Origin of the sequence: Streptomyces nojiriensis, from assembly GCF_017639205.1 — a bacterium.
Taxonomy (GTDB): Bacteria; Actinomycetota; Actinomycetes; order Streptomycetales; family Streptomycetaceae; genus Streptomyces; species Streptomyces nojiriensis.
Window position 1 is genome coordinate 6,665,144 of the sequence record NZ_CP071139.1, and the last position, 26,976, is coordinate 6,692,119.

19 protein-coding genes and 1 riboswitch are annotated in these 26,976 nt (G+C 73.8%); of the genes, 11 read left to right on the plus strand and 8 right to left on the minus strand.

The window, feature by feature from the left end; all coding sequences use genetic code 11:
* Window positions 1–29: 29 nt before the first annotated feature.
* The 4 genes from JYK04_RS31030 to JYK04_RS31045 all read right to left on the minus strand — a co-directional run bounded on the left by JYK04_RS31030 (window position 30) and on the right by JYK04_RS31045 (window position 3,457).
* Entirely contained in the window at window positions 30–1,631 is a 1,602-nt protein-coding gene (locus tag JYK04_RS31030) for a sensor histidine kinase (RefSeq protein ID WP_229875474.1), read from the minus strand.
* An 87-nt stretch (window positions 1,632–1,718) separates the two neighbouring features.
* Window positions 1,719–2,213 (minus strand): cupin domain-containing protein, encoded by a 495-nt coding sequence (locus JYK04_RS31035; RefSeq protein ID WP_189738886.1) that lies wholly within the window; start codon window positions 2,211–2,213, stop codon window positions 1,719–1,721.
* A 65-nt stretch (window positions 2,214–2,278) separates the two neighbouring features.
* A complete protein-coding gene (locus tag JYK04_RS31040; protein WP_189738889.1) occupies window positions 2,279–2,701 on the minus strand; it encodes a DUF4267 domain-containing protein in 423 nt (140 codons plus the stop codon).
* A 48-nt stretch (window positions 2,702–2,749) separates the two neighbouring features.
* A complete protein-coding gene (locus tag JYK04_RS31045; protein WP_202185920.1) occupies window positions 2,750–3,457 on the minus strand; it encodes a hemerythrin domain-containing protein in 708 nt (235 codons plus the stop codon).
* Window positions 3,458–3,575: 118 nt separating this feature from the next.
* On the opposite strand from JYK04_RS31045, the gene JYK04_RS31050 reads away from it, so the two are divergent.
* Window positions 3,576–6,917, plus strand: a complete 3,342-nt coding sequence (locus JYK04_RS31050; protein WP_189738893.1) for an ATP-binding protein — start codon at window positions 3,576–3,578, stop codon at window positions 6,915–6,917.
* A gap of 114 nt (window positions 6,918–7,031) precedes the next feature.
* On the opposite strand, the gene JYK04_RS31055 is transcribed toward JYK04_RS31050, so the two are convergent.
* On the minus strand, window positions 7,032–8,267 hold the full coding sequence (locus JYK04_RS31055; protein WP_189738895.1) for a citrate synthase: 1,236 nt from the start codon (window positions 8,265–8,267) through the stop codon (window positions 7,032–7,034).
* Window positions 8,268–8,332: 65 nt separating this feature from the next.
* Here JYK04_RS31055 and JYK04_RS31060 point away from each other — a divergent pair, with 65 nt between their 5' ends.
* Both JYK04_RS31060 and JYK04_RS31065 read left to right on the plus strand, forming a co-directional pair.
* Window positions 8,333–9,499 carry a citrate synthase/methylcitrate synthase gene (locus JYK04_RS31060; RefSeq protein WP_189738898.1) on the plus strand — a complete coding sequence of 389 codons (1,167 nt, stop codon included), beginning with the start codon at window positions 8,333–8,335 and terminating at the stop codon, window positions 9,497–9,499.
* Window positions 9,500–9,523: 24 nt separating this feature from the next.
* A complete protein-coding gene (locus JYK04_RS31065) occupies window positions 9,524–10,618 on the plus strand; it encodes a CobW family GTP-binding protein (protein WP_189738901.1) in 1,095 nt (364 codons plus the stop codon).
* A 33-nt stretch (window positions 10,619–10,651) separates the two neighbouring features.
* On the opposite strand, the gene JYK04_RS31070 is transcribed toward JYK04_RS31065, so the two are convergent.
* Window positions 10,652–12,727: a restriction endonuclease gene (locus JYK04_RS31070; protein WP_189738904.1), complete on the minus strand. Its 2,076-nt coding sequence runs from the start codon at window positions 12,725–12,727 to the stop codon at window positions 10,652–10,654.
* A gap of 99 nt (window positions 12,728–12,826) precedes the next feature.
* Entirely contained in the window at window positions 12,827–15,283 is a 2,457-nt protein-coding gene (locus tag JYK04_RS31075) for a DNA gyrase/topoisomerase IV subunit A (RefSeq protein ID WP_189738906.1), read from the minus strand.
* Window positions 15,284–15,548: 265 nt separating this feature from the next.
* On the opposite strand from JYK04_RS31075, the gene JYK04_RS31080 reads away from it, so the two are divergent.
* From JYK04_RS31080 to JYK04_RS31095, 4 genes are all read left to right on the plus strand, one after another.
* Complete coding sequence (locus tag JYK04_RS31080) at window positions 15,549–16,910, plus strand: M16 family metallopeptidase (protein WP_189738909.1); 1,362 nt, start codon at window positions 15,549–15,551, stop codon at window positions 16,908–16,910.
* Window positions 16,911–16,930: 20 nt separating this feature from the next.
* Window positions 16,931–18,298 (plus strand): M16 family metallopeptidase, encoded by a 1,368-nt coding sequence (locus JYK04_RS31085; RefSeq protein ID WP_189739555.1) that lies wholly within the window; start codon window positions 16,931–16,933, stop codon window positions 18,296–18,298.
* A 216-nt stretch (window positions 18,299–18,514) separates the two neighbouring features.
* Window positions 18,515–18,673: riboswitch (cyclic di-AMP (ydaO/yuaA leader) on the plus strand.
* 13 nt (window positions 18,674–18,686) lie between these two features.
* Window positions 18,687–19,490, plus strand: coding sequence for a M23 family metallopeptidase (locus tag JYK04_RS31090; RefSeq protein ID WP_189738912.1), 804 nt, complete (start codon window positions 18,687–18,689; stop codon window positions 19,488–19,490).
* Between the two features lie 186 nt (window positions 19,491–19,676).
* Complete coding sequence (locus JYK04_RS31095; protein WP_189738915.1) at window positions 19,677–20,354, plus strand: GntR family transcriptional regulator; 678 nt, start codon at window positions 19,677–19,679, stop codon at window positions 20,352–20,354.
* Window positions 20,355–21,071: 717 nt separating this feature from the next.
* Here the strand turns inward: JYK04_RS31095 and JYK04_RS31100 are convergent.
* Window positions 21,072–21,353 carry an HPr family phosphocarrier protein gene (locus tag JYK04_RS31100; protein WP_030012489.1) on the minus strand — a complete coding sequence of 94 codons (282 nt, stop codon included), beginning with the start codon at window positions 21,351–21,353 and terminating at the stop codon, window positions 21,072–21,074.
* 183 nt (window positions 21,354–21,536) lie between these two features.
* On the opposite strand from JYK04_RS31100, the gene JYK04_RS31105 reads away from it, so the two are divergent.
* From JYK04_RS31105 to JYK04_RS31120, 4 genes are all read left to right on the plus strand, one after another.
* Window positions 21,537–24,326, plus strand: coding sequence for a bifunctional acetate--CoA ligase family protein/GNAT family N-acetyltransferase (locus JYK04_RS31105; protein WP_189738918.1), 2,790 nt, complete (start codon window positions 21,537–21,539; stop codon window positions 24,324–24,326).
* Between the two features lie 50 nt (window positions 24,327–24,376).
* Entirely contained in the window at window positions 24,377–24,976 is a 600-nt protein-coding gene (locus JYK04_RS31110; protein ID WP_069924106.1) for a DUF5998 family protein, read from the plus strand.
* Window positions 24,976–26,178: an alkaline phosphatase family protein gene (locus JYK04_RS31115; RefSeq protein WP_189738921.1), complete on the plus strand. Its 1,203-nt coding sequence runs from the start codon at window positions 24,976–24,978 to the stop codon at window positions 26,176–26,178. Before JYK04_RS31110 ends, JYK04_RS31115 begins: the two co-directional genes overlap by 1 nt.
* Window positions 26,179–26,255: 77 nt before the next feature.
* A complete protein-coding gene (locus tag JYK04_RS31120) occupies window positions 26,256–26,906 on the plus strand; it encodes a thymidine kinase (protein WP_189738924.1) in 651 nt (216 codons plus the stop codon).
* Window positions 26,907–26,976 lie beyond the last annotated feature (70 nt).

Sequence of the window (26,976 nt, forward strand, 5' to 3'; positions counted from 1 at the left end):
GACGACCAATACGTGAATCGGGGTCTCGTTCACCGCAGGGCCTCCGGGAGTACGACGGAGAATTCCGCCCCTCCGTCCGCTGCTTCGCCGGCCCGGGCGCTGCCGCCCTGCCGCTCCGCGAGGCGGCGTACGAGGGCGAGGCCCAGCCCGCGCTCGCGGTGGGCCTTGGGCTGCTTGGTCGACCAGCCCTCCGTGAAGATCTCCTCACGGCGCCCGGCGGGCACCCCGGGACCGCTGTCGCGCACCCGCAGCACGGCGGTGCGGCCCTCCGCGCGCAGCTCCACCTCGACCAGGGGTGCCGTTGAACCCGCGGCGGCGTCGAGGGCGTTGTCCACGAGGTTGCCGAGGATCGTGACGAGGCCGCCCGGGTCCACCAGGCGGTCGGGGAGGAGGGTGGAGCCGGCCAGCCGCAGGGGGACGCCGCGCTCGGCGGCGACGGCCGCCTTGCCCACCAGCAGGGAGGCCAGAAGCGGGTCCTGGACCTTCTCGGTGACCTGTTCGGCCGTCGTGCGGTGCACGCCGGCGACCTCGGTCACGAACTCCACCGCCTCCTCGTGCAGGCCCAGCTCCAGCAGGCCGAGGAGGGTGTGGAGGCGGTTGGCGTGCTCGTGGTCCTGGGCGCGCAGGGCGTCGATCAGGCCCCGGGTGGAGTCGAGCTCGCGGCCCAGGTGCTCCAGCTCGGTGCGGTCGCGCAGGGTGGCGACGGCGCCGCCGTCCTCGGTGGGCATGCGGTTGGCCACCAGTACCCGGGGGCCCTGGACGGTGAGCAGGTCCCGGCCGGTGACACGGCCCGACAGGACGTCCGCGGTGCGGCCCGCACCCAGTACGTCCTCCAGCGGGCGCCCCGCACAGTCGTCGGTGGCGTCCGGGGCCAGGCCCAGCAGGCGGGCGGCCTCGTCGTTGACCAGCCGGATCCTGCCGTCGGGGGCCAGGGCGATCACGCCCTCGCGGATGGAGTGCAGCATGGCCTCGCGCTCGGCGAGCAGGCCGGCGATGTCGGAGAAGGCCAGATCGCGGGTCTGCCGCTGGATCCGTCGGGAGAGCAGGTAGGCGGCGAGGGCGCCCGCCGCCAGGGCGCCGCCCGCGTAGGCGAGCAGACCGGGGATCGCGCCGAGCAGCCGGTCGCGGACGCTGTCGTAGGCGATGCCGACCGAGACGGCGCCGACGATCTCGCCGTCGGCCGCGAGGAGCGGGACCTTGCCACGGGCGGAGCGGCCCAGGGTGCCCTCGTCGATCTCCATGACCTCGCGTCCCGCCAGGGCGTCGCTCGGGTCGGTGGAGACGGGCAGCCCGATCCGGTCGGCGCTCGGGTGCGAGCGGCGGATGCCGTCCAGGTCGAGCACGACCACGTACTCGGCTCCGGTGGCCCGGCGGATCCGCTCGGCCGAGGACTGCACGGGGCTGTCGGCGGAGGGCTCGGAGCTCAGGACCCCGGCGGCCAGCGCGGGGTCGGCCGCGGCGCTCTGCGCGATGGCCAGGGCGCGCCGCATGGCCTGGTCGTCGAGCTGGGCGCTCAGCGGCGCCAGGAACAGTCCGGTCGCCAGTACGGCGACCCCGGCGGCGATGGCCAGCTGGGTCAGCAGGATCTGGGAGACGGCCCGTCTGGGCAGCCCGAGGCGCCGAGCGCTCATGAGGGGGAACCGCATGGGCAGCAACGGTAGGTCGGCACCGGCACAAGCGGAATGCTTACGCCCGGCTTGTCGGGTACCCCACTCCCGTCATGCCCGGAGCGTGTTCCACACCTCACTGCGGGTGAAGTAGGTGTCGTAGAGCTCCTGGACGTCCAGCAGGGACTCCGGCGGCACTTTCCCGTAGGCGATCCGCTCCAGGTGGCGGAAGTACTCGAACCGCTCGATGCCCGGCGTGATCACGATGAGGATGTCGGCGTTCTCACCGGGCGGGGCGGCGAACGCGTGGTCGAGGCCGGGCGGCACGATGACGAGGTCGCCGCGTTCCGCGGTCACCACCTGGTCGCCCGACAGGAACTGCGCGGTGCCGTCGAGCAGGTAGAAGAGCTCGGCGGACCGGGAGTGGCGGTGGGGCGCGGCCCCGTCGGCGCCGTCCAGCAGGCTCACCCGCTGGGTCGACAGGGCGCCGCCGGTGGAACCGCTGTCGGCGAGGAGCCGGACGGTGGTCGGGGCGGCGCCGATCGTCTCGGCCTCGGCCGAGCGCACGATCACCGATTCGTCGAAGGAAGGCACGATCAGGGACATGTCGTCTTCTCCTGGTGGAGGGGGAGGGGGAGAGGGAGCTGGTGAGGGGCGGGCGGGGCGGGTGGTCAGGCCCGGGCCGGCTCGGCGGCGGCGTGGGCGGCCGGGACCGGACGCTCGCGCAGCAGGAGGCCCGCGGTCAGGGCGACGGCGAGGGCGGTGGCCCCGTGGACCCCGTACGCCTGAGCCGCGGCTCCGTCGTTGGCGAGGACGACCACCATGTCGCCGGCGGGGACGAAGGTGATCGCCGCCATCGCCCAGCCGAGCCCCCGGCGCTGGCCCGTGAACAGGAGGGCGAAGATGACCAGGCCGGTCGCGACATCGCGTACGCCCTTGACGGCGAGGAAGGCGGCGCCCTCGTGCTGCGGCCAGGTCGGCAGCCCGAAGCCGGCGGCGGTGGCCTGCGGTGCGAGCAGGTAGCTGAGCCCGACGTACACGATGAACGCGGCGCCGGTGGCGGCCAGGGCGGTGGCGAGGTGCTTGAGGGGCATGGGAGGTCTCCTGAAGGTGGATGAGAGGGGCGGCGGAGGGAGGGGGGATCAGCGCGCAGCGGTGGCGCGACGGACGGCCCGCATCCGGCGGACGTAGGCGGGACGCCCGACGGTGTGCCACAGCAGGCGCCCGGCGAGGGGCAGCGCGGCGAGCATCGACGCGCGCTCGGCCCGGTCGGCGTCCTCCAGGACCATCCCGAGGAAGAACAGCAGCTTGGGCTTGGGCGTGCTGGTCAGGAAGTGCTCGCCCAGCCGGTCCCACTCGTACGCGGACAGGTGGCGGGCTGCGAGCGGCAGGAGCGATTCCTCCTCGTCGGCCAGGTGTTCCAGCAGCACGGTCCGGTGCTCGGCGAGGACCGACACGAGCGTGTCGCGTTCGGCTTCCCCGGCCCGGCCCTCCCAGGCGGGCAGCGCCTCCTCGGCGGCCGTGAGACTCGCGGCCACCCGCTCGTGCTGGGCCTCCATGCGCAGGACGAGATCCGCTTCGAGGTCGACCCGGGCCATCAGCGGGGGCCACAGGTACGCGTCCTCGCCGTGGTGGTGGCCCGTCAGACCGAGCCGGTAGTCGCGGAAGTGGTCCCCGAGGAGCCGCGCCCGCGCCGTGTCGCCGGGGGCCACCGCGGCGATCAGCTCGACCAGCAGGCGCGCCTCGCGGCGCAGGCCGCGGTGGATGACCACCATCTCGTGGGTGTTCGGCCGGGCCGTGCTCCGCTGCGATCGCGGTGCTCGTGCCGTCAGTGGCAGCGTCGTCTTCATGGGAAGAGACTCGGCGTCGGCACATGGAGGGCTCTTGGAAGGTACTTGGAAGGTTCCGTCACGTCATCCGGCCCAGGGCGGGCCGGAGTTGACCGATGCGGCGTACGTTGGTGGAGTCATGGTCCACATACGCGTACTCGGCTCCTTCGCGGCCGAGCGGGACGGCGAGGCGATCCCGCTCGGCGGCCACCGCCAGCGCTCCGTACTGGCCCTGCTCGTATCGGCGCGCGGCCGGGTCGTGTCCGTCGACCGGATGATCGAGGAGCTCTGGCAGGGGGCGCCGCCCGCCCGGGCCGTCGCCTCGCTCCAGGCGTACGTCTCCAACCTGCGCCGCCTCCTCGAACCGGGCCGGGCCCCGCGCACTCCCGCCCGGCTGCTGGTGAGCACGCCGCCCGGGTACGCGCTGCGGCTTCCCGAGGACGCCGTCGACGCCTGGCGCTTCGAGCGGCTGCTCGGCCGGGCCCGCGAGGCCCTGCACGCCGAGCCGGACACCGCCGGAGCCCTGCTCCGCGAGGCGCTGGCGCTGTGGCAGGGGCCGGCGTACGCGGAGACGGCCGACGAGCCGTGGACCCACGCCGAGATCATGCGGCTCGGCGAGCTGCGGCTGGCCGCCCGCGAACTCGGCATCGCCGCCGGGCTGCGGGGCGGCGGCGACATCGCCGGGGCGGTCGCCGAGGCCGCGCTGCTGACCCGGGAAGAGCCGCTGCGGGAGGAGGCCTGGCGGCTGCACGCCCTCGCACTGTGGGCGGCGGGCCGGCAGGCCGACGCGCTCTCGGTGCTGCGCCGGGCCAGGAAGGTACTCGCAGACGAGGTGGGACTGGATCCCGGCGCCGCCCTGGTCGAGCTGGAGAAGGCGGTGCTGGCCCAGGACGGCCGGGTGCTGCGCGAGGCCACGCGACCACCGGAGCCTGTGCCGCATGCGCAGCCCGTACCGCGTGCGCCTGAGGTGTCCGGCGCGTTGGCCGCCACCGGGGCCGAGCTGTTCGTCGGGCGCGAGGAGGAACTGGAGCGGCTGACGGTGGCGGCGCACCGGGCCCGCACGGCCGGCCCCGGCGTCGCACTGGTCACCGGCGAGGCCGGGATGGGCAAGTCGGCGCTGCTGCACGCCCTCGGCGACCGGCTCCGCGCCGAAGGCTGGCTCGTCGCCTTCGGGCGCACCACCGACGCCGAGGGCGCGCCACCCGCCTGGGCCTGGGTCGAAGCACTGCGCGCCGTCGCGGCGACCGCCCCGCCCGGGCCCGCGGTGGCCGCCGCGCTGGCGCCCCTGCTGGCCGAGGGCGCTCCCGTCACCGGCCGTGCGCCCCTCGGCGAGGACGTCGCCGCCGGGCGGTTCCGGCTGCACCGCGCCGTCGGCCGGTGGCTGGGGGAGGCCGCGGGCGGGCGGCCCGTCGCCGTCGTCCTGGACGACCTGCACTGGGCCGACGCCGAGACACTGGCGCTGCTGTCGGGCGCGGCCGACCTCGCCCCGGGTACCGCGCTGCTCCTCGTGGGGGCGTACCGGCCGGAGGACACGGACGGCCCGCTCGACGACGCCCTGGCCGGACTGGCACGGCGTGCACCGGCCCGGATCGCGCTGCGCGGCCTGACCGAGGAGGCCGTGGCCGAGGTGGTCCGTGCCGTGGGCGGCCCGCAGGTCGACGCGGAGGTCATGACCGCGCTGGCCGAACGCACGGGAGGCAACCCCTTCTACGTCCGGGAGAGCGCCAGGCTGCTGGGCAGCGAGGGCTCGCTCGTGGCACTGTCCGAGGTGCCCGAGGGCGTACGGGACGTGCTGCGTCGGCGGCTCGGACGTCTCCCCGAGGCGGTGGTGGGCGTCCTGCGCCTGGCCGCGGTGGCCGGCCGGGAGTGCGGCGTCGAGGTCCTGGTCGGGGCGGCGGACACCGGCGAGGACGGGGTACTGGGCGCCCTGGAGGCCGGGCTGCTCGCCGGGCTGCTGGCCGAGCCCGAGCCCGGGCGGGTCCGGTTCGCCCACGTGCTGGTACGCGACACCCTGCTGGCGGACCTCAGCCGGCTGCGCTCCTCGCGGATGCACGGCCGGATCGCGGCCTGCCTGGAGCGGCTCGCCCCGGACGACGTCTCCGCGCTGGCCCACCACCACGTACGCGCGGCCTCCTCGGCGACGGCGGCGAAGGCGGTCGCGTACTGCCTGCGGGCCGCCCGGCTCGCAGAGAGCCGGTTCGCCCATGACGTGGCCGCCGCGCTGCTCGCCGAGGCGGTGGAGTGCTTCGAGCGGGTGCCCGCGGGGTCCGGCGGCGACCGGGACGCCGAGCGCGCCGAGCTGCTGGGCCGGCTGGTGCGGGCCCAGGTGCGGGCGGGGGCGGTCATGGCGGCCCGTACGACCCGGCGTACGGCGATCGACCGCGCGGTCGGCGCCGGCCGGGACGACCTGCTGATCGCGGCGTTCACGGCATGGACCGAGCCGACGCCGTGGCAGACGCGGCCCTACGGCGTGGTCGACGGACCGGTGGTGGAGCTGCTGGAGCGCCTGCTGGCGCGGCCCGGACACGAACCCGCCGTACGGTGCGGGCTGCTGGGCGCGTACGCCGCCGAGCTGTCCGACGCCAAGGTGGCGGGCGTACGGGCGGCGGCCCGCGAGGCGCTCGCCCTCGCGGAGGGCACCGGGGACCCCGCGCTGCGGGCGGGGGCGCTCGCGGCGCTGGCCAAGGAACTCGACGCCGACCTGGAATGGCCCGAACGCGCGGCGCTGGGAGGCGAACTCGAACGGATCGGCGCCGCGCACGAGCTCCCCGGCCACCAGTGGTACGGGATGTTCGTCCGCTCCACGGCGCTGGCCGCCGAGGGCGAAGTGGCCGGCGCCCGCCGGCTCGTGGAACGCTGGACACGGTTCGCGCGGACCTACCGGATGCCCGGACCGGGCGCCGTCGGCGAGACGGTCGAGGCGACCTGGGCCCATGTCGAGGGGCGGTTCGAGGAGGCGGAGCACCTCTACCGGCAGGCGGCCGCGCGGATGGCCCGGCAGGGATCCCCGCACGCGGAGGGGATCCTGGCGGTCGCGATCGCGACGCTGCGGGTGAGCCAGGGGCGGCTCGCGCAGTCGCTGCCGTGGCTGCGGCAGGTGTACGCGGCCTTCGGCCCGCCGGCCGGGGACCTGCTCGCGGTCGCGCTGGCCGCCGCGGGTGAGGAGCGGGAGGCCCGCGAAGTCCTCGACCGGGCGGGACCGCTGCGGACGGACTACTTCTTCAAGGTCTTCGCGACCTTCCGGGCGATGACCCTGGTCATGCTCGGGGAACGGGCGGGCGCCGAGGAGTTGTACGCGGCCCTGCTGCCCTACCGGGACGCCCCGCCGCCCTCCTCCGGGTTCACCGTGGCGGTCCGCCCGGTGGCCCGCACCCTGGGCGAGCTGGCCGTGCTGCTGGGCCGCGAGGACGAGGCCGCCGGCCACTTCGCGCGCGCGGCGGCCATCGCCGAGCGGTGGCACAGCCCGTGGGGAGCCGCCTGACGCCCCCAGCCGCCCGACGTCAGGGGCCGGAGCCCGGGCGGGGTGAGCCTGAGCCCCGGCGGGGTGGGCCTGAGCCCCGGCGGGGTGGGCCGGAGTCCGGGCGGGGCGGGCCCGTCACGGCATCGGCCGGGGCGGGCGGGGCCCGTGGTACTGCCCGCTCGGCCGCATCCGCAGCGGCCGCTCCTGGTACTCCTCCAGGGCGTGCGCCATCCAGCCCGCCGTACGGGCGACCGCGAAGACCGTCTCCCCGGCCTCGGCCGGCATCCCGCACGACACCGTCAGCACGGCCAGCGCCAGGTCCACATTGGCGTGCAGCCCGCCCTGCCGGGCCATCACCGCAGCCACCTCGCGTGCCGCGCCCAGCGCCGGACCGGCCTGTTCCAGCGCTTCCAGCCGGGCGAAGAGCACCCGTGCGCGCGGATCCTCGCCCTGGTACAGCCGGTGGCCGAGCCCGGGGACCCGCCGTCCCGCCCGCAGGTACTCCGCCACCACCGGCGCGGCCCCGCCCTGTTCCAGCACCTCCACCAGCATCCGGTGCGCGAGCCGTCCGGCCGCGCCGTGCAGCGGGCCCTCCAGGACGCCGAGCCCGGCGGACACCGCCGCGTACGGATGGGCCCGCGCGGAGGCGGCCACCCGTACGGCCAGGGTCGAGGCGGCCAGGTCGTGGTCGACCAGCAGGGCCAGCGCGAGGTCCAGCACGGCCAGCGCGTCCGGGTCCGGCTCCCGCTCCGTCAGCCGTGACCACAACTGCCGGGCGATCCGGCCGTCCCCGGCCCATCGGGCCGTGCCCACCGCCGGCAGCGCGCCGACCAGCGTGGGGATCAGGGCGCGCGCGGAGCCGAGTACCGCCTCCTCGGACAGGTCGAAGCGCAGCGGATCCGCCACCGCGGCGGCGGCGACGGCCACCCGCAACCGGTCGATGGGGCCGCCGTGTTCCGGCAGCGCGGCCACCGCCCGCCGGGCCGCCTCCAGGGTCTGCGGGGGCGCGGTGAACCGGGCCCCGGGCGTGAGGGTGCCCGTCCAGAGCCACTCGGCGACCTCCTCGTAGCGGTACCGGGAGGCCAGCTCCACGGCGTCCACGCCGCGGAAGTAGTACCGGTCGGGCTCGATGAGGGTGAGTGCCGTACGGACGGACAGTTCCCCGGTGGGGGCCGCCGCCTCGCGCCGGCTCCGCCGGGCCAGGGCCTCCACCTCGGCGGCGTCGAAGCTGCTGCCCCGCCCGGCGGGATCGCGGCGGCTGCTCAGCTGGCCCCGGCTGACGTACGCGTAGACCGTCGCCGGTTTCACCCCGAGTGCACGGGCCGCCTCCTGCGTGCTGAGCCTGCGCCCGCTGTCCGTCTGGTCGCTCATGACGAACACCCTACAGATAGATGGATGTGTTGAGTCAATCAATATTGACAGCGATTGAATCCATCATGGATGGTCGATCCATGAACACCACCTTGGAAGTACCCCGCGGCCTCGCGGGAGTCGTGGTCACCGAAACCGGGCTGGGCGACGTCCGGGGCCGGGAGGGCTTCTACCACTACCGCCAGTACTCGGCCGTCGAGCTCGCCGCCACCCGCAGCTTCGAGGACGTGTGGCACCTGATGTTCCGCGGCACGCTCCCGGCGGACGCCGCCGAGCGCGCCGCCTTCACGGCCGAGATCGCCCCCCTGCGCCGCCTGCCCGAGGAGGTCCGGGACGCCCTGCCGGCCCTGGCCCGGGCCACCCGGCTCTCCGGCCCCCTGTCCGGGCTGCGCACCGCGCTCTCGCTGCTCGGCGCCTGTGCCGGCTTCCGGCCGGTCTACGACCTCGACCCCGGCCGCCGGGCCGCCGATGCGCTGGCCGCCTGCGCCGCCGTCCCTACCCTGCTGACGGCCTTGCACCGGCTGGGGCAGGGCCTGGAGCCGGTGGAGCCGCGCGAGGACCTCCCGTACGCCGCCAACTACCTCTACATGCTGACCGGCCGGGAACCCGACCCGGTCCGGGCCCGCGCGGTCGAGCGGTACCTGATGTCCACCGTCGACCACGGCTTCAACGCCTCGACGTTCACCGCCCGGGTGATCGCCTCCACCGGCGCCGATGTCGTCGCCTGCCTGACCGGGGCGATCGGCGCCCTCTCCGGCCCCCTGCACGGCGGTGCCCCCAGCCGGGCCCTGGACACCCTCGACGCCATCGGGACCGTGGACCGGATCGGGCCGTGGATCCGCGAGCGGGTCCTGGCGGGCGACCGGATCATGGGCTTCGGGCACCCCGTCTACCGCACCGAGGACCCCCGCTCCCGCATGCTGCGCGAGATCGCCCTCCAGTTCGGCGGTCCCCTCGTGGACTTCGCCGTCGAGGTCGAACGCCAGGTCGAGGAGATCCTCGCCGAACTGAAGCCCGGCCGGGAGCTGCACACCAACGTGGAGTTCTACGCGGGCGTGGTCATGGAGCTCTGCGGGCTCCCGCGCGAGATGTTCACACCGACGTTCTGCGCGGCCCGCGTCGTCGGCTGGAGCGCGAACATCCTCGAGCAGGCCACCGATTCGAAGATCATCCGGCCGGCCGCCCGGTACACCGGCCCCACCCCGCCCCACACGGTGCCGCCCCTGCACTGACGGAGTCTGGCTACGATCGACCGGGTGAACAGCAGGCAGCCCATCCCCGTCGTCGTCCTGGCCGGTTTCCTCGGATCCGGCAAGACCACCGTGCTGAACCACCTCCTCGCCGGCCGCGGGGGCACCCGCATCGGGGTCGTCGTCAACGACTTCGGATCGATCGAGGTCGACGCGATGTCGGTGGCCGGACAGGTCGGGGACTCCATGGTCTCCCTCGGCGGCGGCTGCCTGTGCTGCGCCGTCGACGGCAGCGAACTCGACGCGTACCTGGAGAAGCTCTCCGCCCCCGCCCACCGCATCGACGTGATCGTCATCGAGGCGAGCGGACTGGCCGAGCCCCAGGAGATGATCCGGATGCTCATGGCCAGCGAGAATCCCGCCATCCGCTACGGCGGGATGGTGGAGGTCGTGGACGCCGCCGAATTCGACGCCACCCGGACCAGACACCCGGAGACCGACCGCCACCTCGCCGTCGCGGACCTGGTGGTACTCAACAAGACCGACCGCGTGGACGCGGCCGAGCGGGCCCGGATCGAGCGGGAGCTCGCCGTGCTCTGCGCCCCGGGCACCCCCGTCGTCGGCGCCGACCACGGGCGGATCGACCCGGAGCTGCTCTTCGACCGCAGGCCCTGGACCGAGACCCGCGGGCAGCTCTCCTTCGAGGACCTGCTCGCGGAGGCCGACGGCGACGAGCACGGCCACGACCGCTGCGGCCACGCGCACGCCGCTTACGAGAGCACGGAGTTCACCTCCGAGCAGGCCCTGTCCCCGCGCCGGTTCATCGACTTCCTCGACCGGCGTCCGGCCGGGCTCTACCGGATCAAGGGCTTCGTCCACTTCGGCGTACCCGGGCACCAGGAGTGCTACGAGGTCCACGCGGTCGGCCGCTTCCTCCGCTTCGCCCCGAGGCCCTGGGGGCGGGGCGAGGCACGCCTGAGCCGGCTCGTCCTGATCGGCTCCGGCACCGACGGGCCGGGCCTGCTGCGCGAGCTGGAGGCCTGCCGCGAACCGGCCCCGCACGAGGCGCGCCCCGAGAGCATGTGGGGCGTACTGCGGTACGTGGCCCGGCCCGCGGAGCCCGGGCACGAGTTTCCCGGGACCGGCCCGGACGAGACCTGAGGGTGTCACCACCCTCACTCCGGACGAGACGGCCTAGGCGACCTCGACCCCGAACTCGCCCAGCAGGTCCTCCAGGCCGCCCCGGTAGCCCTTGCCGCCGATCACGAAGTCCCAGTCGCCGTTGGAGCGGTGCCGGAACGAACCGAGGACCAGGGCGGTCTCGCCGGCGCGCCCGTCGGAGACGTCCAGCCGGCCCAGTTCCTCGCCGCCCGCGGACAGCAGCCGGATGTGGGCGTCGGTGAAGCCGGCGAGGTCGGCGTGGGGGTCGACCTCCGGGTCGATCGCGGCCACGAGGACCAGCCGGTCGGCCTGCGACGGCAGGGCGTCGAAGGAGACCTCCAGCGCCGCCTTGTCGGGCGCCGCGTGCGCGCGGGCCCGTACCGAACCGTCCGGGGTCCGCGGGTTGTTGAAGAAGACGAAGTGCTCCTCGCTCAGCACCCGGTTGCCCGTGCAGACGAGCGCGCACACGTCGAGCGCCACCGAACCCGACCAGGACATGCCGAGCACGTTGTGGTCGGCCGGGGGAGCCGGTTCGGCCGCCGCCCGCCGCGCGGGCGGCGCGGCGCCGCCGCCGCCGAGCCGGCCACGCAGTCCGTACTGGTGGAGCAGCTCGACCAGGTCCGTCCCGGGAACCAACTCCAGCGGCTTGCCGTTGGCAAAGGTGTACGACCCGGGGCCGAAGGACGCGGTGGTGACGAGCACCCCCTTGTTCGCCCCCTTGTCCTGGACCGTGCCGTACAGATCACGCACGGCCGTCGGCGGCACCGTGTTCCGGTAGCGCTTGACCTGCACCACGATCCGCCCGCCCCGGATCGGCGCCGGGTCCACCGCCTCCACATCGACCCCGCCGTCGCCCGACCGTTGCGTCGTAACCGCCTCCATGCCCATCGCCCGGAACAGCTCGGCGACCAGGTTCTCGAAGGCGATCGGGTCCATCGCGAAGAGATCCGGCTCGTCCTCGTCCGCGTCGCCCGTGTACCCGCCGTGGCTGACGACATCCCCGCCGACCTCGTCGGGCCGGCGCCCGGGGCGAACCGCCGTCAGCTGGTCGGGCCGCGCCGACAGCAGCCCGCCGAGCCCCGAGACCAGACAGTCCACCGCGCTGACCTGCTCCAGCCGCAGCCCGGCGAAGGCGCCGCGCGCCGCCGGCACCGTGGCGAGCACGAACCGCGCCTCCTGGCCCGTCACCGGATCGTGGCAGTCCACGAAGCCGTTCACCACGACCGAGTCCAGTACGCCGAACTCGTCCGCCGCGTACAGCTCGCGCACCACCAGCAGCACGCACTGGGCCAGCAGGTCCCGGTACAGTGCCCGCCGTTCCGTGACCGGGCGGGGCTTCACCTTGTCCTGGTCCGTGCTCGGCAGGTACTGCACCGCCCGGGCCTCCGGGACCACCGCGTACCCGGGCAGCTCCCAGTCCAGCACCAGCTGGCGCGCGGCCGGATCGTACGCCGCCGCCACCTGCCTCGGCAGCCCCTCGGGCCAGGCGGTCGAGGCGTACAGGGCCGCCGAGAAGTACTCCACCGCCGCCTCGGCGTCACCCGCGCGCAGCGCGTCGGCCAGCTCGGTGAGCCCGCCGTCGTGTGCCCGCATCCCCGCGAGCTGCTCGGCCGCCCACCGGTCGTACTGCTGTTGGTACGCGGCCAGTTGCTGCCGGCGCTGCGCCTCCGCGGCGTTCGCGGCCTGCCAGGCCTGGGTGTAGCGGGCGTGCGCCTCCCGCTCCGCCTGCGCACGCTGGTTCGACCCGAGCGTCCAGCCGCTGCTCTGCCGCTGGAAATCCTCGATGCGGGGCATCGGCACCGGGTGCGCCAGGGCACCGGGGTCGAAGGGCTGCAGCCGGTCGGGCCGGGCCAGGGCGGATATCCGGAACGCCGGTGCCCGGCAGCCCGCGGCCAACAGGCACTTGAGGGCCTCGACCTCGGCGTCGAGCTGCGCGGTACGCCGCAGGGCCTCGGCCTCGCGGTACTGCCGGTGGCTCCGGTTCGCGTCCCGTTCGTGGGCCCGCTGCCGGCGCTCGGCCTCCCGCTGCTGGACCAGCTGCGTCTGTTGCTGCCGGCGCTGGGCCTCCGCCCAGTTCCCGATCAGTCCGCTGCCCGCTCGACGGCTCATCAGCTGCGTTCTCCCCCCACCGCGTCCACGGGGAAAACACTAGTCGGCATTCGGGTGGTACGTCCCCCCGGTCGTACCACCCGAACGCCCTCCCGCGACCTACAGTGCGGCTCCCGCCAGCGCCGCGACCGCCGACGGCAGTGCCGCCCCCGAGCCGTCCCGGCGCGGGTCCACGGCCGGCAGCTCGGCCGGAGTGCCGTTCGCCGCCGCCGCGCGGACGGGGGAGCCGCCCGCCCAGGCCAGGACCAGCACGTCCTCGCCCTTCAGGAACCGCTGGCAGCGCACGCCGCCCGTGGCCCGGCCCTTGCGCGGGTACTGGTCGAAGGGGGTCAGCTTCCCGGACAGCACCGAGCCGTCCAGGGTGCCGTGCGAGCCCGCCACCGTGAAGACCACGGCGTCCCGCGCCGGGTCCACGGCCGAGAAGTGGATCACCTTGGCGCCGTCGGCGAGCTTGATGCCCGCCATACCGCCCGCCGGACGGCCCTGCGGGCGGACCTGGCCCGCCGGATAGCGCAGCAGCTGGGCGTCGTCGGTGATGAAGACCAGGTCCTCCTCACCCGTGCGCAGCTCGACCGCGCCGACGATCCGGTCGCCCTCCTTGAGGGTGATGACCTCCAGCTCGTCCTTGTTCGCCGGGTAGTCCGGCACGACGCGCTTGACCACGCCCTGCTCGGTGCCCAGCGCGAGGCCCTGCGAGGACTCGTCCAGCGAGGTCAGGCAGATCACCTTCTCGTCCGCCTCCAGCCCGGAGACGAACTCCGAGACGGGGGCGCCGCCCGCCAGGTTCGGCGCGGCGTGCGTGTCCGGCAGCTGCGGCAGGTCGATCACCGACAGCCGCAGCAGCCGCCCGTACGAGGTGACCACGCCGACATCGGCCCGGGCGGTCGCGGCGACCTGCGAGACGATCAGGTCGTGCTTGGCGCGGGCGCCGCCCTCCTCCTCCGGCAGCGCGTCGCCGTTCGCCGTACGCGCCAGCAGGCCCGTCGAGGACAGCAGCACCCGGCACGGGTCGTCCGCGACCTCCAGCGGAACGGCCGCCACCGCGGTGCCCGCGGACTCCAGCAGCACCGTACGGCGCCCGGTGCCGAACTTCTTCGCGACCGCCGCCAGTTCCGCGGAGACCAGCTTGCGCAGCTCGCTGTCCGACTCGAGGATCCCGGTCAGCTCGTCGATCTCGCCCGTCAGCCGGTCGCGCTCGGACTCCAGCTCGATCCGGTCGAACCGGGTGAGCCGGCGCAGCGGGGTGTCCAGGATGTACTGGGTCTGGATCTCGCTCAGCGAGAACCGCTCCATCAGCCGGGACTTGGCCTGCGCGGAGTTGTCGCTGTCCCGGATGAGCCGGATGACCTCGTCGATGTCGAGGAGCGCCACCAGCAGGCCCTCGACCAGGTGCAGGCGGTCGCGGCGCTTGGTGCGGCGGAACTCGCTGCGCCGCCGGACGACCTCGAAGCGGTGGTCGAGATAGACCTCCAGCAGCTCCTTGAGGCCCAGCGTCAGGGGCTGCCCGTCCACCAGCGCCACGTTGTTGATGCCGAAGGACTCCTCCATCGGCGTCAGCTTGTAGAGCTGCTCCAGCACGGCCTCCGGGTGGAAGCCGTTCTTGATCTCGATGACCAGGCGCAGGCCGTGCGAGCGGTCGGTGAGGTCCTTCACGTCGGCGATGCCCTGGAGCTTCTTCGAGCCGACCAGGTCCTTGATCTTCGCGATGACCTTTTCGGGGCCGACCGTGAAGGGCAGTTCGGTGACGACCAGGCCCTTGCGGCGCGCCGTCACGTCCTCCACGGCCACCGTCGCGCGGATCTTGAAGGTGCCGCGGCCGTTCTCGTAGGCGTCCTTGATGCCCGAGAGCCCGACGATCCGGCCGCCCGTGGGCAGGTCCGGACCCGGCACGAAGCGCATCAGCGCCTCCAGGTCCGCCTGCGGGTACCGGATCAGGTGGCGGGCGGCCGCGATGACCTCGCCGAGGTTGTGCGGGGGCATGTTGGTGGCCATCCCGACCGCGATCCCGGACGCGCCGTTGACCAGCAGGTTCGGGTAGGCGGCGGGCAGGGCGACCGGCTCCCGCTCCTGGCCGTCGTAGTTGGCGGTGAAGTCGACGGTGTCCTCGTCGATCGACTCCGTCATCAGCGAGGTGGCGTCGGCCATCTTGCACTCGGTGTAACGCATCGCGGCCGGCGGGTCGTCGTTGCCGAGCGAACCGAAGTTGCCGTGGCCGTCGACCAGCGGCAGCCGCATGGAGAAGGGCTGCGCCATGCGCACGAGGGCGTCGTAGATCGACGCGTCACCGTGCGGGTGGAGCTTGCCCATGACCTCGCCGACGACACGGGCGCACTTCACGTAGCCGCGGTCGGGGCGCAGGCCCATCTCGTTCATCTGGTACACGATGCGCCGGTGCACCGGCTTCATGCCGTCCCGGGCGTCGGGCAGGGCACGGGAGTAGATCACCGAGTACGCGTACTCGAGGAAGGAGCCCTGCATTTCGTCGACGACGTCGATGTCGAGGATCTTCTCCTCGAAATCCTCCGGCGGCGGGGTCTTCGTGCTGCGGCGGGCCATCGCTGCGCGGCTCCTTAACCAAAATGGGGTGTGCTGGGTGTCGGGCGGGGTGTCTGGCTGGGTCTGGCGGTCTTGTGGTGTCCGGCGAGGGTACGACGCGGACCATTGTGGCCCGACGCACCGACAACGCCGACTCCGACCCCGGGGGTCCCCCGGACGGAGTGCGGGGGAGTGACCCGGGAACTTATCCGGCGGTCGGCGCGCTTGCATACAGTGGCAGGTCGATAAGAAATCTCTGCATCGCGATCGAAGGGACCACATGCCCATGGGTCACACGGCCACAGCCCAGGCCGGCTCCGGCGGCCTGACAGCGACCGAGCACCGGCTGGCCAACGGCCTGCGCGTGGTGCTCTCCGAGGACCACCTGACCCCGGTCGCCGCGGTCTGCCTCTGGTACGACGTCGGCTCGCGCCACGAAGTCAAGGGACGCACCGGCCTGGCTCACCTCTTCGAGCACCTGATGTTCCAGGGGTCGGCGAGCGTACCCGGCAACGGGCACTTCGAACTGGTCCAGGGCGCCGGCGGCTCCCTCAACGGCACCACCAGCTTCGAGCGCACCAACTACTTCGAGACGATGCCGACCCACCAGCTGGAGCTCGCCCTCTGGCTGGAGGCGGACCGGATGGGGTCCCTGCTGGCCGCCCTGGACGACGAGTCCATGGAGAACCAGCGCGACGTCGTCAAGAACGAGCGCCGCCAGCGGTACGACAACGTCCCCTACGGCACGGCCTTCGAGCGGCTCACCGCCCTGGCCTACCCCGAGGGCCACCCGTACCACCACACCCCGATCGGCTCCATGGCCGACCTGGACGCCGCCTCCCTGGAGGACGCGCGCACCTTCTTCCGTACGTACTACGCGCCCAACAACGCGGTGCTCTCGGTCGTCGGCGACATCGACCCCGAGCAGACGCTCGCCTGGGTCGAGAAGTACTTCGGCACCATCCCCGCGCACGACGGCAAGCAGCCGCCCCGCGACGGCTCGCTGCCCGACATCATCGGGGAGCAGCTGCGCGAGGAGATCGTCGAGGAGGTCCCGGCGCGTGCGCTGATGGCCGCCTACCGGCTGCCGCACGACGGCACCCGCGAGTGCGACGCCGCCGACGTGGCGCTGACCATCCTGGGCGGCGGCGAGTCCTCGCTGCTGCACAACCGGCTGGTACGCCGCGACCAGAGCGCCGTCGCGGCCGGCTTCGGCATGCTGCGCCTGGCCGGGGCGCCCTCCCTGGGCTGGCTGGACGTCAAGACCTCCAGCGGGGTCGAGATCCCCGACATCGAGGCGGCCGTGGACGAGGAGCTCGCGCGGTTCGCCGCCGAGGGCCCGACGGCCGAGGAGATGGAGCGCGCCCAGGCGCAGCTGGAGCGCGAGTGGCTGGACCGGCTGAGCACGGTGGCCGGCCGCGCCGACGAACTGTGCCGCTTCGCGGTGCTGTTCGGCGACCCGCAGCTGGCGCTGACCGCCGTCCAGCGCGTCCTCGACGTCACCGCCGAGGAGGTGCAGGCCGTGGCCGCGGCCCGACTGCGCCCGGACAACCGCGCGGTGCTCGTCTACGAGCCGCTCGCGGCCGACGAGTCCGACCAGCACGACGAGTCCGACGACTCCGACGAGAACGAGGGGGCGGAGCAGTGAGCGACACGGCAGCCGTCACGATGACCTTCCACCCGCGCCCGCAGGCCGGCGAGCCGCAGCCGTGGGCCTTCCCGGCCCCCGACCGCGGGCAGCTGTCCAACGGGCTGACCCTGCTGCGCTGCCACCGGCCCGGCCAGCAGGTCGTCGCGGTCGAGGTCAACCTCGCCGCCCCGCTGGACGCCGAGCCCGAGGGCCTGGACGGCGTGGCGACCATCATGGCGCGGGCGTTCTCCGAGGGCACCGACAAGCACTCCGCCGAGGAGTTCGCGGCCGAGCTGGAGCGCTGCGGCGCCACCCTGGACGCGCACGCCGACCACCCGGGCCTGCGGGTCTCGCTGGAGGTCCCGGCCTCCCGGCTGCCCAAGGCGCTGGGCCTGCTCGCCGAGGCGCTGCGCGCCCCCGCCTTCGCCGACGCCGAGGTCGACCGGCTGGTGCGCAACCGGCTCGACGAGATCCCGCACGAGCTGGCCAACCCCCAGCGCCGCGCCGCCAAGCAGCTCTCCAAGGAGCTCTTCCCCGCCACCCTGCGGATGTCCCGGCCGCGCCAGGGCACCGAGGAGACGGTCGCCCGGATCGACTCCGCCGCCGTACGCGCCTTCTACGAGGCCCACGTACGCCCCGCCACCGCCACCGCGGTGGTCGTCGGCGACCTGACCGGCATCGACCTGGACGCCGTGCTCGCGGACACCCTGGGCGCCTGGACGGGCAACACCGCCGCCGCCCTCCCGGTGCCGCCGGTGACCGCCGACGACACCGGCCGCGTGGTCATCGTGGACCGGCCCGGCGCGGTCCAGACGCAGCTGCTGATCGGCCGGATCGGGGCGGACCGCCACGACCGGGTGTGGGCGGCCCAGGTGCTGGGCACGTACTGCCTGGGCGGCACGCTCACCTCGCGCCTGGACAAGGTGCTGCGCGAGGAGAAGGGGTACACCTACGGCGTGCGCGCCTTCGGCCAGGTGCTGCGCTCCACCGCGGACGGCAAGGGCGCCTCGATGCTCGCCATCAGCGGCTCGGTGGACACCCCGAACACCGGACCGGCGCTGGAGGACCTCTGGAAGGTGCTGCGCACCCTCGCGGAGGGCGGTCTGACCGACGCCGAACGCGATGTCGCCGTGCAGAACCTGGTGGGCGTGGCCCCGCTGAAGTTCGAGACGGCGGCCTCGGTCGCGAGCACGCTCGCCGACCAGGTCGAGCAGGAGCTGCCGGACGACTACCAGGCGCAGTTGTACGCCCAGCTCGCCGAGACGGGCACGGTGGAGGCGACCACGGCGGTCGTCAAGGCCTTCCCCGCGGACCGGCTGGTCACCGTCCTGGTGGGCGACGCGGCGCTGATCGAGGAGCCCGTGCGGGCTCTTGGGATCGGAGAGGTCACGGTCGTCTCCAACTGACCGTCGGACGACGGCTCATTGAGGGCCGGCTGAAGGTTTCAGCAAGGGGTTCTGGTGACTTGTCACCAGAACCCCTTTTGTCCGTTTAGTGGTGAGGTTGCTTGTATGCGGTGTGGCGTACGCAACAAAAAGCCGTGTCTGTTTGGCGATTGACTGATGATCCGCCTAGCGTCGGCCGTGCTGTCCGTCAGTTGTGCCCGCCGCACCCGCGGCACCGGGCAGCGATCGCCGAGTCCCCGTCAGGCGCGAGCCTGGGGAGCCGGGGACCCACATGAGTCCCTGGGGTGAATCGGACCCCCTCGCAAGAGGAGATCCGTAGGAGACCTTCCTGCTCCGAACCCGTCAGCTAACCCGGTAGGCGAGAAGGAAGGAAAGGATCAAACCCTTCATGGCGTTTGGCAGTCGTCCCGCTGGTACCGGTAAGCACCGTGGCTCCAGCCGTCTGAGCAAGAAGACCGCCGGTTACGCCGGTATCGCCGCGATCGCCACCACGGGTGTCGTCGGCTCCCTCGCCGCCCCGGCCTTCGCCGCGGACAACCACAGCAGCACCATCGGCCAGGACAACGGCCTGGGCGCCGTGGTCGTCGCCGAGGACCTCGCGGGCGACATCGCAGACCAGGCCGAGACCCAGCACCGCGGCGCCGAGCAGGACGCCGCCAAGGCGCAGGCCGAGGCCGACGCGAAGCAGCGGGCCGCGGAGGCCAAGCGCCTCGCCGAGGCCAAGGCGAAGGTCGAGCGCGAGGCCGCCGAGCGCGCCGCCCGCGAGGAGGAGCGCAAGCGCCTCAACACCTTCGTCGCCCCGGTGGACGGCTCGTACGTCAGCACGCAGTACCACGCGGGCGGCGGCATGTGGTCCTCCGGCTCCCACACGGGCATCGACTTCCACGCCGCCTCCGGTACCTCGGTCCACGCGGTGGGCGTCGGCACCGTCGTCGAGGCCGGCTGGGGTGGCGCGTACGGCAACAACGTCGTCATCAAGCACAACGACGGCACCTACACCCAGTACGGGCACATGACCTCGCTGAACGTCTCCGTCGGCGACCAGGTCACCCCCGGCCAGCAGATCGGCCTGTCGGGCTCCACCGGCAACTCCAGCGGCCCGCACCTGCACTTCGAGGCCCGCACCGGCTCGCAGTACGGCTCGGACATCGACCCGATCGCGTACCTGCGCTCGCACGGCGTCAGCCTCTGACACCGCCTCGCACCGCTTCACCGAAGACCCCGGCTCCCCGAGCCGGGGTCTTTGTGTGTTGCGTCCTTGTGTAAATGTTTCGTATTTCTGGCCGCTCTCGGAAATTATCGTGTGTTGCAATAGAGTCGCAGCACGCGCATGTGCGTGCAATGAGGCTGGCAGACGGAAATAGGCGGAGGTTCGGTCTTGCGTATTCCTGCGCACGCGGTATGCACAGCAATCCGCGACGACATCGTCTCCGGGGTGTTCGAGCCGGGCGGCCGGCTGACCGAGGAGGTGCTGGCCCGCCGGTACGGGGTCTCGCGCGTCCCGGTGCGCGAGGCCCTGCGGACCCTGGAGTCCGAGGGGTTCGTGACCACGCGGCGGCACGCGGGGGCCTGCGTGGCGGAGCCGACCGAGCAGGAGGCCGCGGACCTGCTGGAGCTGCGGATGCTCCTGGAGCCGCTGGCCGCGGCGAGAGCGGCCCGGCGGCGCACCGACGCGCACCTCAAGGTGCTGCGCGGGCTGGTCAGGCTGGGGCAGGAGCGGGCCAGGCGGGGCCAGGGCGAGGATCTGCGGTCCCTGGGCGGCTGGTTCCACGAGACGCTCGCCCAGTCCTCCGGCAGCCCCGGGCTGATCGCGCTGCTCACGCAGATGCGGCACAAGATCGCGTGGATGTACGTGGTGGAGGCGCCGGCCCGGCCCGTGGACTCCTGGGCGGAGCACGGGGCGATCGTGGACGCGGTGGCGCGCGGTGACGCCGAACGGGCGCGGGCGCTGACCGCGGTCCACGCCGACCGGGCGGCGGGGGCGCACCGGCTGCGGCTCCGCGCGGCGGTGAGCACTTCGCAACCTGCCGTAAACATGTCGGGCGGCCGGCATTAACAGGAGCCGTATACAAAGGACGGGATCGCTTGAATTCGCTGTCCGGCGGCCGGTTCGTTCCGTGTCGGCCAATTCTCTGTGCGGAATTCCGGCGGAGCTGAATTCGGCGTGCGCCGGGCCGGATTCCGGTGGGGTCTTTTCCGCCGGGCGGTATTTCCGGCGGCGTCCGCGGGTCCGCGGGTCCGCGGGTCCGCGTTGCCCGCGGGGTGAGCACATCGGACGGGCCCGGGTCGCGCCGGAGCCCGGCCCGGCCTCCCGGCTCCCGAGCACGACCCCCGGGCAGGCCACCGGTCCCGAGCCGGAGACCGCCCCCGGGCCGGCCCCAGGCTCCCGAGTCGGCCCTGGCCCCGAGCCGGAGGCCGGCGCCCGACCGGCCCCGGCTCCCGAGCGTGGCCACTGGCCCCCGAGCCGGAGAACGCCCCCGGAGAGGCCCCGGCTCCCGAGCGTGGCCACTGGCCCCCGAGCCGGAGGCCGCCCCCGGGCCGGCCCCGGCTCCCGAGCGTGGTCACTGGCCCCCGAGCCGCAGGCCGGCCACTGAACCGGAGAGCGCGCATGGCCAGCCGCCGGCCCCCGAGTCGGCCGCCGGCCCCCGAGTCGGAGGCCCGGCCCCGGGGCGGAACCTGGTTCCGGGCCCAGGGCCTCGGTCCGGGGAACGACGAAGCCGCGGTCCCCCGGAGCGGGGGCCGCGGCTTCGCGCGTGGAGCCGAACCCGAAGGGTCAGACGGTCTCGGGGAGCTCCTCGAGACCCTCGGCGACCAGCTTCGCGAGGCGGTCGAGCGCGGCGTCCGCACCCTCGGCCTCGGAGGCGAGGACGATCTCCTCGCCGCCTTGGGCGCCCAGGCCCAGGACCGCCAGCATGGAGGCGGCGTTGACGGGGTCGCCGCCGGACTTCGCGATGGTCACCGGGACGCCGGAAGCGGTCGTCGCACGGACGAAGATCGAGGCGGGACGAGCGTGCAGGCCCTCGGCCCAACCAACGTTGACGCGGCGCTCTGCCATGGTGATGCCCTTCAGGTTCTTACGGTTGTCTAGACCAGTCTCTCACGACGCCCGGAATGCTCGGGCCTACCTCCGGCCAGAATTTTCCGCCGTTCGACCCTCCCCAGCTTGCCCTGATACGTCCCGTCCCGCCTCGGCGCCGCGCGAGGGCTCCACGGCCTGATCCGGCCGTAAGGTAGGCCCATGACCATCGAGTCGGACCCCTCGTACCCGGCCCACTGGGAAGCCGATGTCGTCCTGCGCGACGGCGGCACCGCCCGGATCAGGCCCATCACCACCGAGGACGCGGGCCGGCTCGTCAGCTTCTACGAGCAGGTCTCGGACGAGTCGAAGTACTACCGGTTCTTCGCCCCCTACCCCCGGCTCTCCGACCGCGACGTTCACCGCTTCACGCACCACGACTACGTGGACCGGGTCGGGCTCGCCGCGACCATCGGCGGCGAGTTCATCGGCACCGTCCGCTACGACCGCATCAGCGCCGACGGCCGGCCCGCCTCCGCACCCGCCGACGAGGCCGAGGTCGCCTTCCTCGTCCAGGACGCCCACCAGGGCCGCGGGGTCGCCTCCACCCTCCTCGAACACATCGGCGCGGTGGCCCGCGAGCGCGGCATCCGGCGGTTCGCCGCCGAGGTGCTGCCCGCCAACACCAAGATGATCAAAGTCTTCACGGACGCCGGCTACCAGCAGAAGCGCAGCTTCGAGGACGGCTCCGTCCACCTCACCCTCGACCTCGAACCCACCGCCGAGTCCCTCGCCGTGCAGCGCGCCCGCGAGCAGCGCGCCGAGGCCCACTCGGTGCAGCGGCTGCTGGCCCCCGGATCGGTGGCCGTCGTCGGAGTCAGCCGCTCCGGCGCCGGCGTGGGTGCGGCCGCACTGCGCAACCTGCGCGACAGCGGCTTCCGCGGCCACCTCTACGCCGTCAACGAGGCCATCACCCGTGACCTGCTCGACGGCGTACGGGCCTACCCCGCCGTCGGGGCCATCGGCGCCCCGGTCGACCTCGCGGTGATCGCGGTCCCGGCCGACCGGGTCCCCGAAGCGGTGGCCGCCTGCGGCGAGCACGGGGTGCAGGGGCTCGTCGTCCTGTCCGCCGGCTACGGGGAGAGCGGCCCGGCCGGACTCGCCCGCCAGCGCGAACTGGTGCGGCAGGTGCGCTCGTACGGGATGCGGCTGATCGGGCCGAACGCCTACGGCGTGATCAACACCGCGCCCGAGGTGGAACTCAACGCCTCCCTGACCCCCGCGCCGATGCCGACGCGCGGCCGGATCGGCCTGTTCACGCAGTCCGGGGCGATCGGGATCGCCCTGCTCTCGGCCCTGCTCCGGCGCGGCGAGGGCCTGTCCTCCTTCGTCTCCGCCGGCAACCGCGCCGACGTGTCCGGGAACGACATCCTCCAGTACTGGTACGACGACGAGGCGACCGACGTCGCCCTGCTCTACCTCGAAACCCTGGGCAACCCGCGGAAGTTCACCCGGCTCGCCCGCCGGACGGCGGCCGTCAAGCCGGTGGTCGTCGCCAAGGGCGGCCGGCACAGCCCGGCCGGGCACGTCGTCCCCGACACCCGGCTGCCGGAGGCCACCGTCTCCGCCCTGCTGCGCCAGGCCGGTGTCATCCGCGTCGACACGGTCACCGAGCTGGTGGACGTCGGCCTCCTGCTGGCGGCGCAGCCGCTGCCGGCCGGGCCGCGGATCGCGATCCTCGGCAACTCCGAGTCCCTCGGCATCCTCACCTACGACGCGTGCCTCACCCAGGGCCTGCGGCCGCTGCCGCCGCTGGACCTGACGACGGCGGCCGCGCCGGCCGACTTCCGCGCCGCCCTGACCGACGCGCTGCGCTCCGAGGACTGTGACGCGGTGGTGGTCACGGCCATCCCGTGGGTGAGCGAGGACGCTCCGGCGGACGACCTGGCCGGCGCCCTGCGCGCAGCCGTGGCCGAGCACCCGGGCAAGCCGGTCGCCGTGGTCCACGTCGAGCTCGGCGCGCTCGTCGAGGCCCTGTCCGCCGTGCGCGGCGCCCCGCACCCCGCCCCGTCCCGGAGCTGGGGCCCCGTCGCGGACCCGGCGCCGCACGCACCGGCCGGTCCGCTGTCCGCCGCCGGCGACAGCATCCCCAGCTACCCCGCCGCCGAGCGGGCGGTCAAGGCCGTCGCCGAAGCCGTCCGGTACGGGCAGTGGCGCCGGGCCACCGCCGACGACGACGGGCGGGTCCCCGAGTACGAGGACATCGACGAGGCCGGCACCGCGGACCGGCTGGCCGGGCTGCTGGCGGAGGTCGACCCCGGCGCCGTGCTGACCCTCACCGACCAGGACGCCCGCGAGCTGCTCGCCGGCTACGGGATCCGCGTCCTGCCCACGCTGCCCGCGCCGAGCGCCGACGCGGCGGTCCGCGCCGCCGGGGTGTTGGGCTACCCGGTGGCGCTCAAGACCACCGCGCCGCACCTGCGCCACCGCGCGGACCTGGGCGGCGTACGCCTCGACCTCACGAACGAGGCCGAGCTGAGGCGCTCGTACGAGGAGCTCACCGACGCGCTGGGCAAGCCGGCCGAGCTCCAGCCCGTGGTGCAGGCCATGGTGGCGCGCGGGGTCGACACCGTCGTCCGCTCCGTCATCGACCCCGCGGCGGGCGCCGTCCTCTCCTTCGGGCTCGCCGGCGTCGCCTCCGAGCTGCTCGGCGACACCGCGCACCGGCTCGTCCCGGCCACCGACCGGGACGCCGCCGGACTGATCCGGTCCATCCGGACCGCACCCCTCCTGTTCGGCTGGCGCGGCAGCGATCCCGTCGACACCCCCGCCCTGGAAGAGCTGCTCCTGCGGCTGTCCCGCCTCGTGGACGACCACCCCGAGGTGATCGGCGTCTCACTGGAGCCCGTCGTGGTCGCCGCCGAAGGCGTCTCCGTGCTCAGCGCCACCGTCCGCGTCGCCCACCCGCCGGCCCGCGGCGATCTCGGCCCGCGGACCCTCCCCAGTTACTGACCGGGTACGGCGCGGCCTGAGGGCCCCGTACGGGCCTTAGGATGGACCTCATGGCGAAATCCGGTACGACGACCCAGGGGCTGCGCACGGCGATCGAGCGCAGCGGCTACTACCCGGCCCTCGTGGCCGAGGCCGTGGAGGCCGCGGTGGGCGGCGAGCCGATCTCGTCGTACCTGGTCCACCAGGAGACGACCTTCGACTCCAACGAGGTGCGCCGTCACGTCACCGTGCTGGTCCTGACCGGCAACCGCTTCATCGTCAGCCACACCGACGAGCAGGCCGCCGACGCCGGGTCCCCCTCCCCGTACGCGACCACCTCCACCGAGTCCGTCAAGCTGTCCAGCATCTCCTCCGTGGTGCTCAGCCGCGTCGTCGCCAACCCGGAGTCCTACACCCCCGGCACCCTGCCCCGCGAGGTCGTCCTGACCATCGGCTGGGGCGCGGTCTCCCGGATCGACCTGGAGCCGGCCGCCTGCGGCGACCCGAACTGCGACTCCGACCACGGCTACACCGGAAACTCCACCGCCGACGACCTCAGCCTGCGGGTCAGCGAGGCCGGCGACGGGCCGGAGGCGGTGCGCCAGACCCTGGTCTTCGCGCAGGCGCTCAGCGAGGCGACAGCGGCGACTTCCTCCCCCTCCGCCCGCTGATGGCGTACTCCGCGGCACAGGAGTGGCCCGAGCCGGAGCTGCTGGACCTGGCGGGCGCCCCCGTCCCGGAGTACGGCGCCGGGTCGCTCGCCGATCTGCTGCCCACGCTCGTGGCGGGCCAGGGTGTCCCCGGTTTCACCGCCGCCATCACCGAGCTGACCCCGGCCGACCGGAACTGCGTGTTCCTGGTCGACGGCATGGGCTGGGAGCAGATCAAGGCCCACCCGGACGAGGCCCCGTACCTCACCTCCCTGCTCGGCAGCTCGCGCGGCGGCACCGGCCGCCCGATCACCGCGGGCTTCCCGGCGACCACCGCCACCTCGCTCGCCTCCGTGGGAACCGGCCTGCCGCCGGCCCGCCACGGCCTGCCCGGCTACGCCGTCCGCAACCCCGCCACCGGCGAACTCATGAACCAGCTCCGCTGGTACCCGTGGACCGCGCCGAAGCCCTGGCAGCCGTACCCGACCGTCTTCCAGCAGGCCGACAAGGCCGGGGTGGCGACCGCCCAGGTGTCCTCGCCCGCTTTCCAGACCACCCCGCTCACCAAGATCGCGCTGAGCGGCGGCACCTTCCTCGGCCGGATGACCGGCGAGGAGCGGATGGACCTGGCGGCCGAGCGCCTCGCGGCCGGTGACCGCTCGCTCGTCTACACCTACTTCAGCGAGCTCGACGGGGCCGGCCACCGGCACGGTGTGGACTCCGACGCGTGGCGCGGCCAGCTCATGTACGTGGACCGGCTCGTCCAGCGGCTCGCCGAGCAGCTGCCGCCGCGCACCGCCCTGTACGTGACCGCGGACCACGGCATGGTCGACGTCCCCTTCGACGAGGACTCCCGGATCGACTTCGACGAGGACTGGGAGCTGAGCGCCGGCGTCGCCCTGCTGGGTGGCGAGGGCCGGGCCCGGCACGTGTACGCGGTGCCGGGCGCCGAGGCCGACGTCCTGACCGTGTGGCGCGAGGTGCTCGGCGACCGGTTCTGGGTCGCGAGCCGCGAAGAGGCCCTGGAACTGGGCTGGTTCGGCGCGCCGGGGGAGTGCGACGAGCGCGTGCTCGGGCGCATCGGCGACGTGGTGGCGGCCGCCCAGGCCGATGTCGCGATCACCGCCTCGCGCAACGAGCCGAACGAATCCGCCCTCACCGGAATGCACGGCTCCATGACCGCGGCGGAGCAGCTCGTCCCGCTGCTCGAAATCCGCACCTGACCCTCGTCGCCCGGCCGTCCGGCTGCCCGACCCACCGCCCACCACCTGCCCACGACCCGAAAGGTCCCGTACTTCCCATGCCCGAGCTGGTGTTCTTCTCCGGAACGATGGACTGCGGAAAGAGCACTCTGGCGCTCCAGATCGCCCACAACCGTGACGCGCGGGGACTCCAGGGCGTGATCTTCACCCGTGACGACCGGGCGGGTGAGGGCAAGTTGTCCTCCCGCCTCGGGTTGGTGACGGAGGCGGTGGAGGCGCCGGAGGGCATGGACCTGTACGCGTACCTGGTCGCGCAGATCTCCAAGGGCGGCAAGGCGGACTACGTGATCGTGGACGAGGCCCAGTTCCTGGCGCCCGTCCAGATCGACCAGCTGGCGCGCATCGTGGACGACTTGGACATGGACGTCTTCGCGTTCGGCATCACGACGGACTTCCGGACGAAGCTGTTCCCGGGGTCGCAGCGGCTGATCGAGTTGGCGGACCGCCTGGAGCAGCTGCAGGTGGAGGCCCTGTGCTGGTGCGGTGCCCGTGCCACGCACAACGCCCGTACGGTGGGCGGGGAGATGGTGGTCGAGGGCGCCCAGGTCGTGGTCGGCGACGTGAACCGCCCGGCGGGGGAGATCGGCTACGAGGTCCTCTGCCGCCGCCACCACCGCAAGCGGATGACCTCGGCCGCGGCCCACGCCGGCGCCCTCTCCCCGGACGTCCTCCCCGTCAACCACGCCTGACGGGCGGGTCCGTGGCCGCCCCGCCCCCGGGCCGAGGGCCGGCAGCCGCCCGTCCAGCAGATCCGGTGGA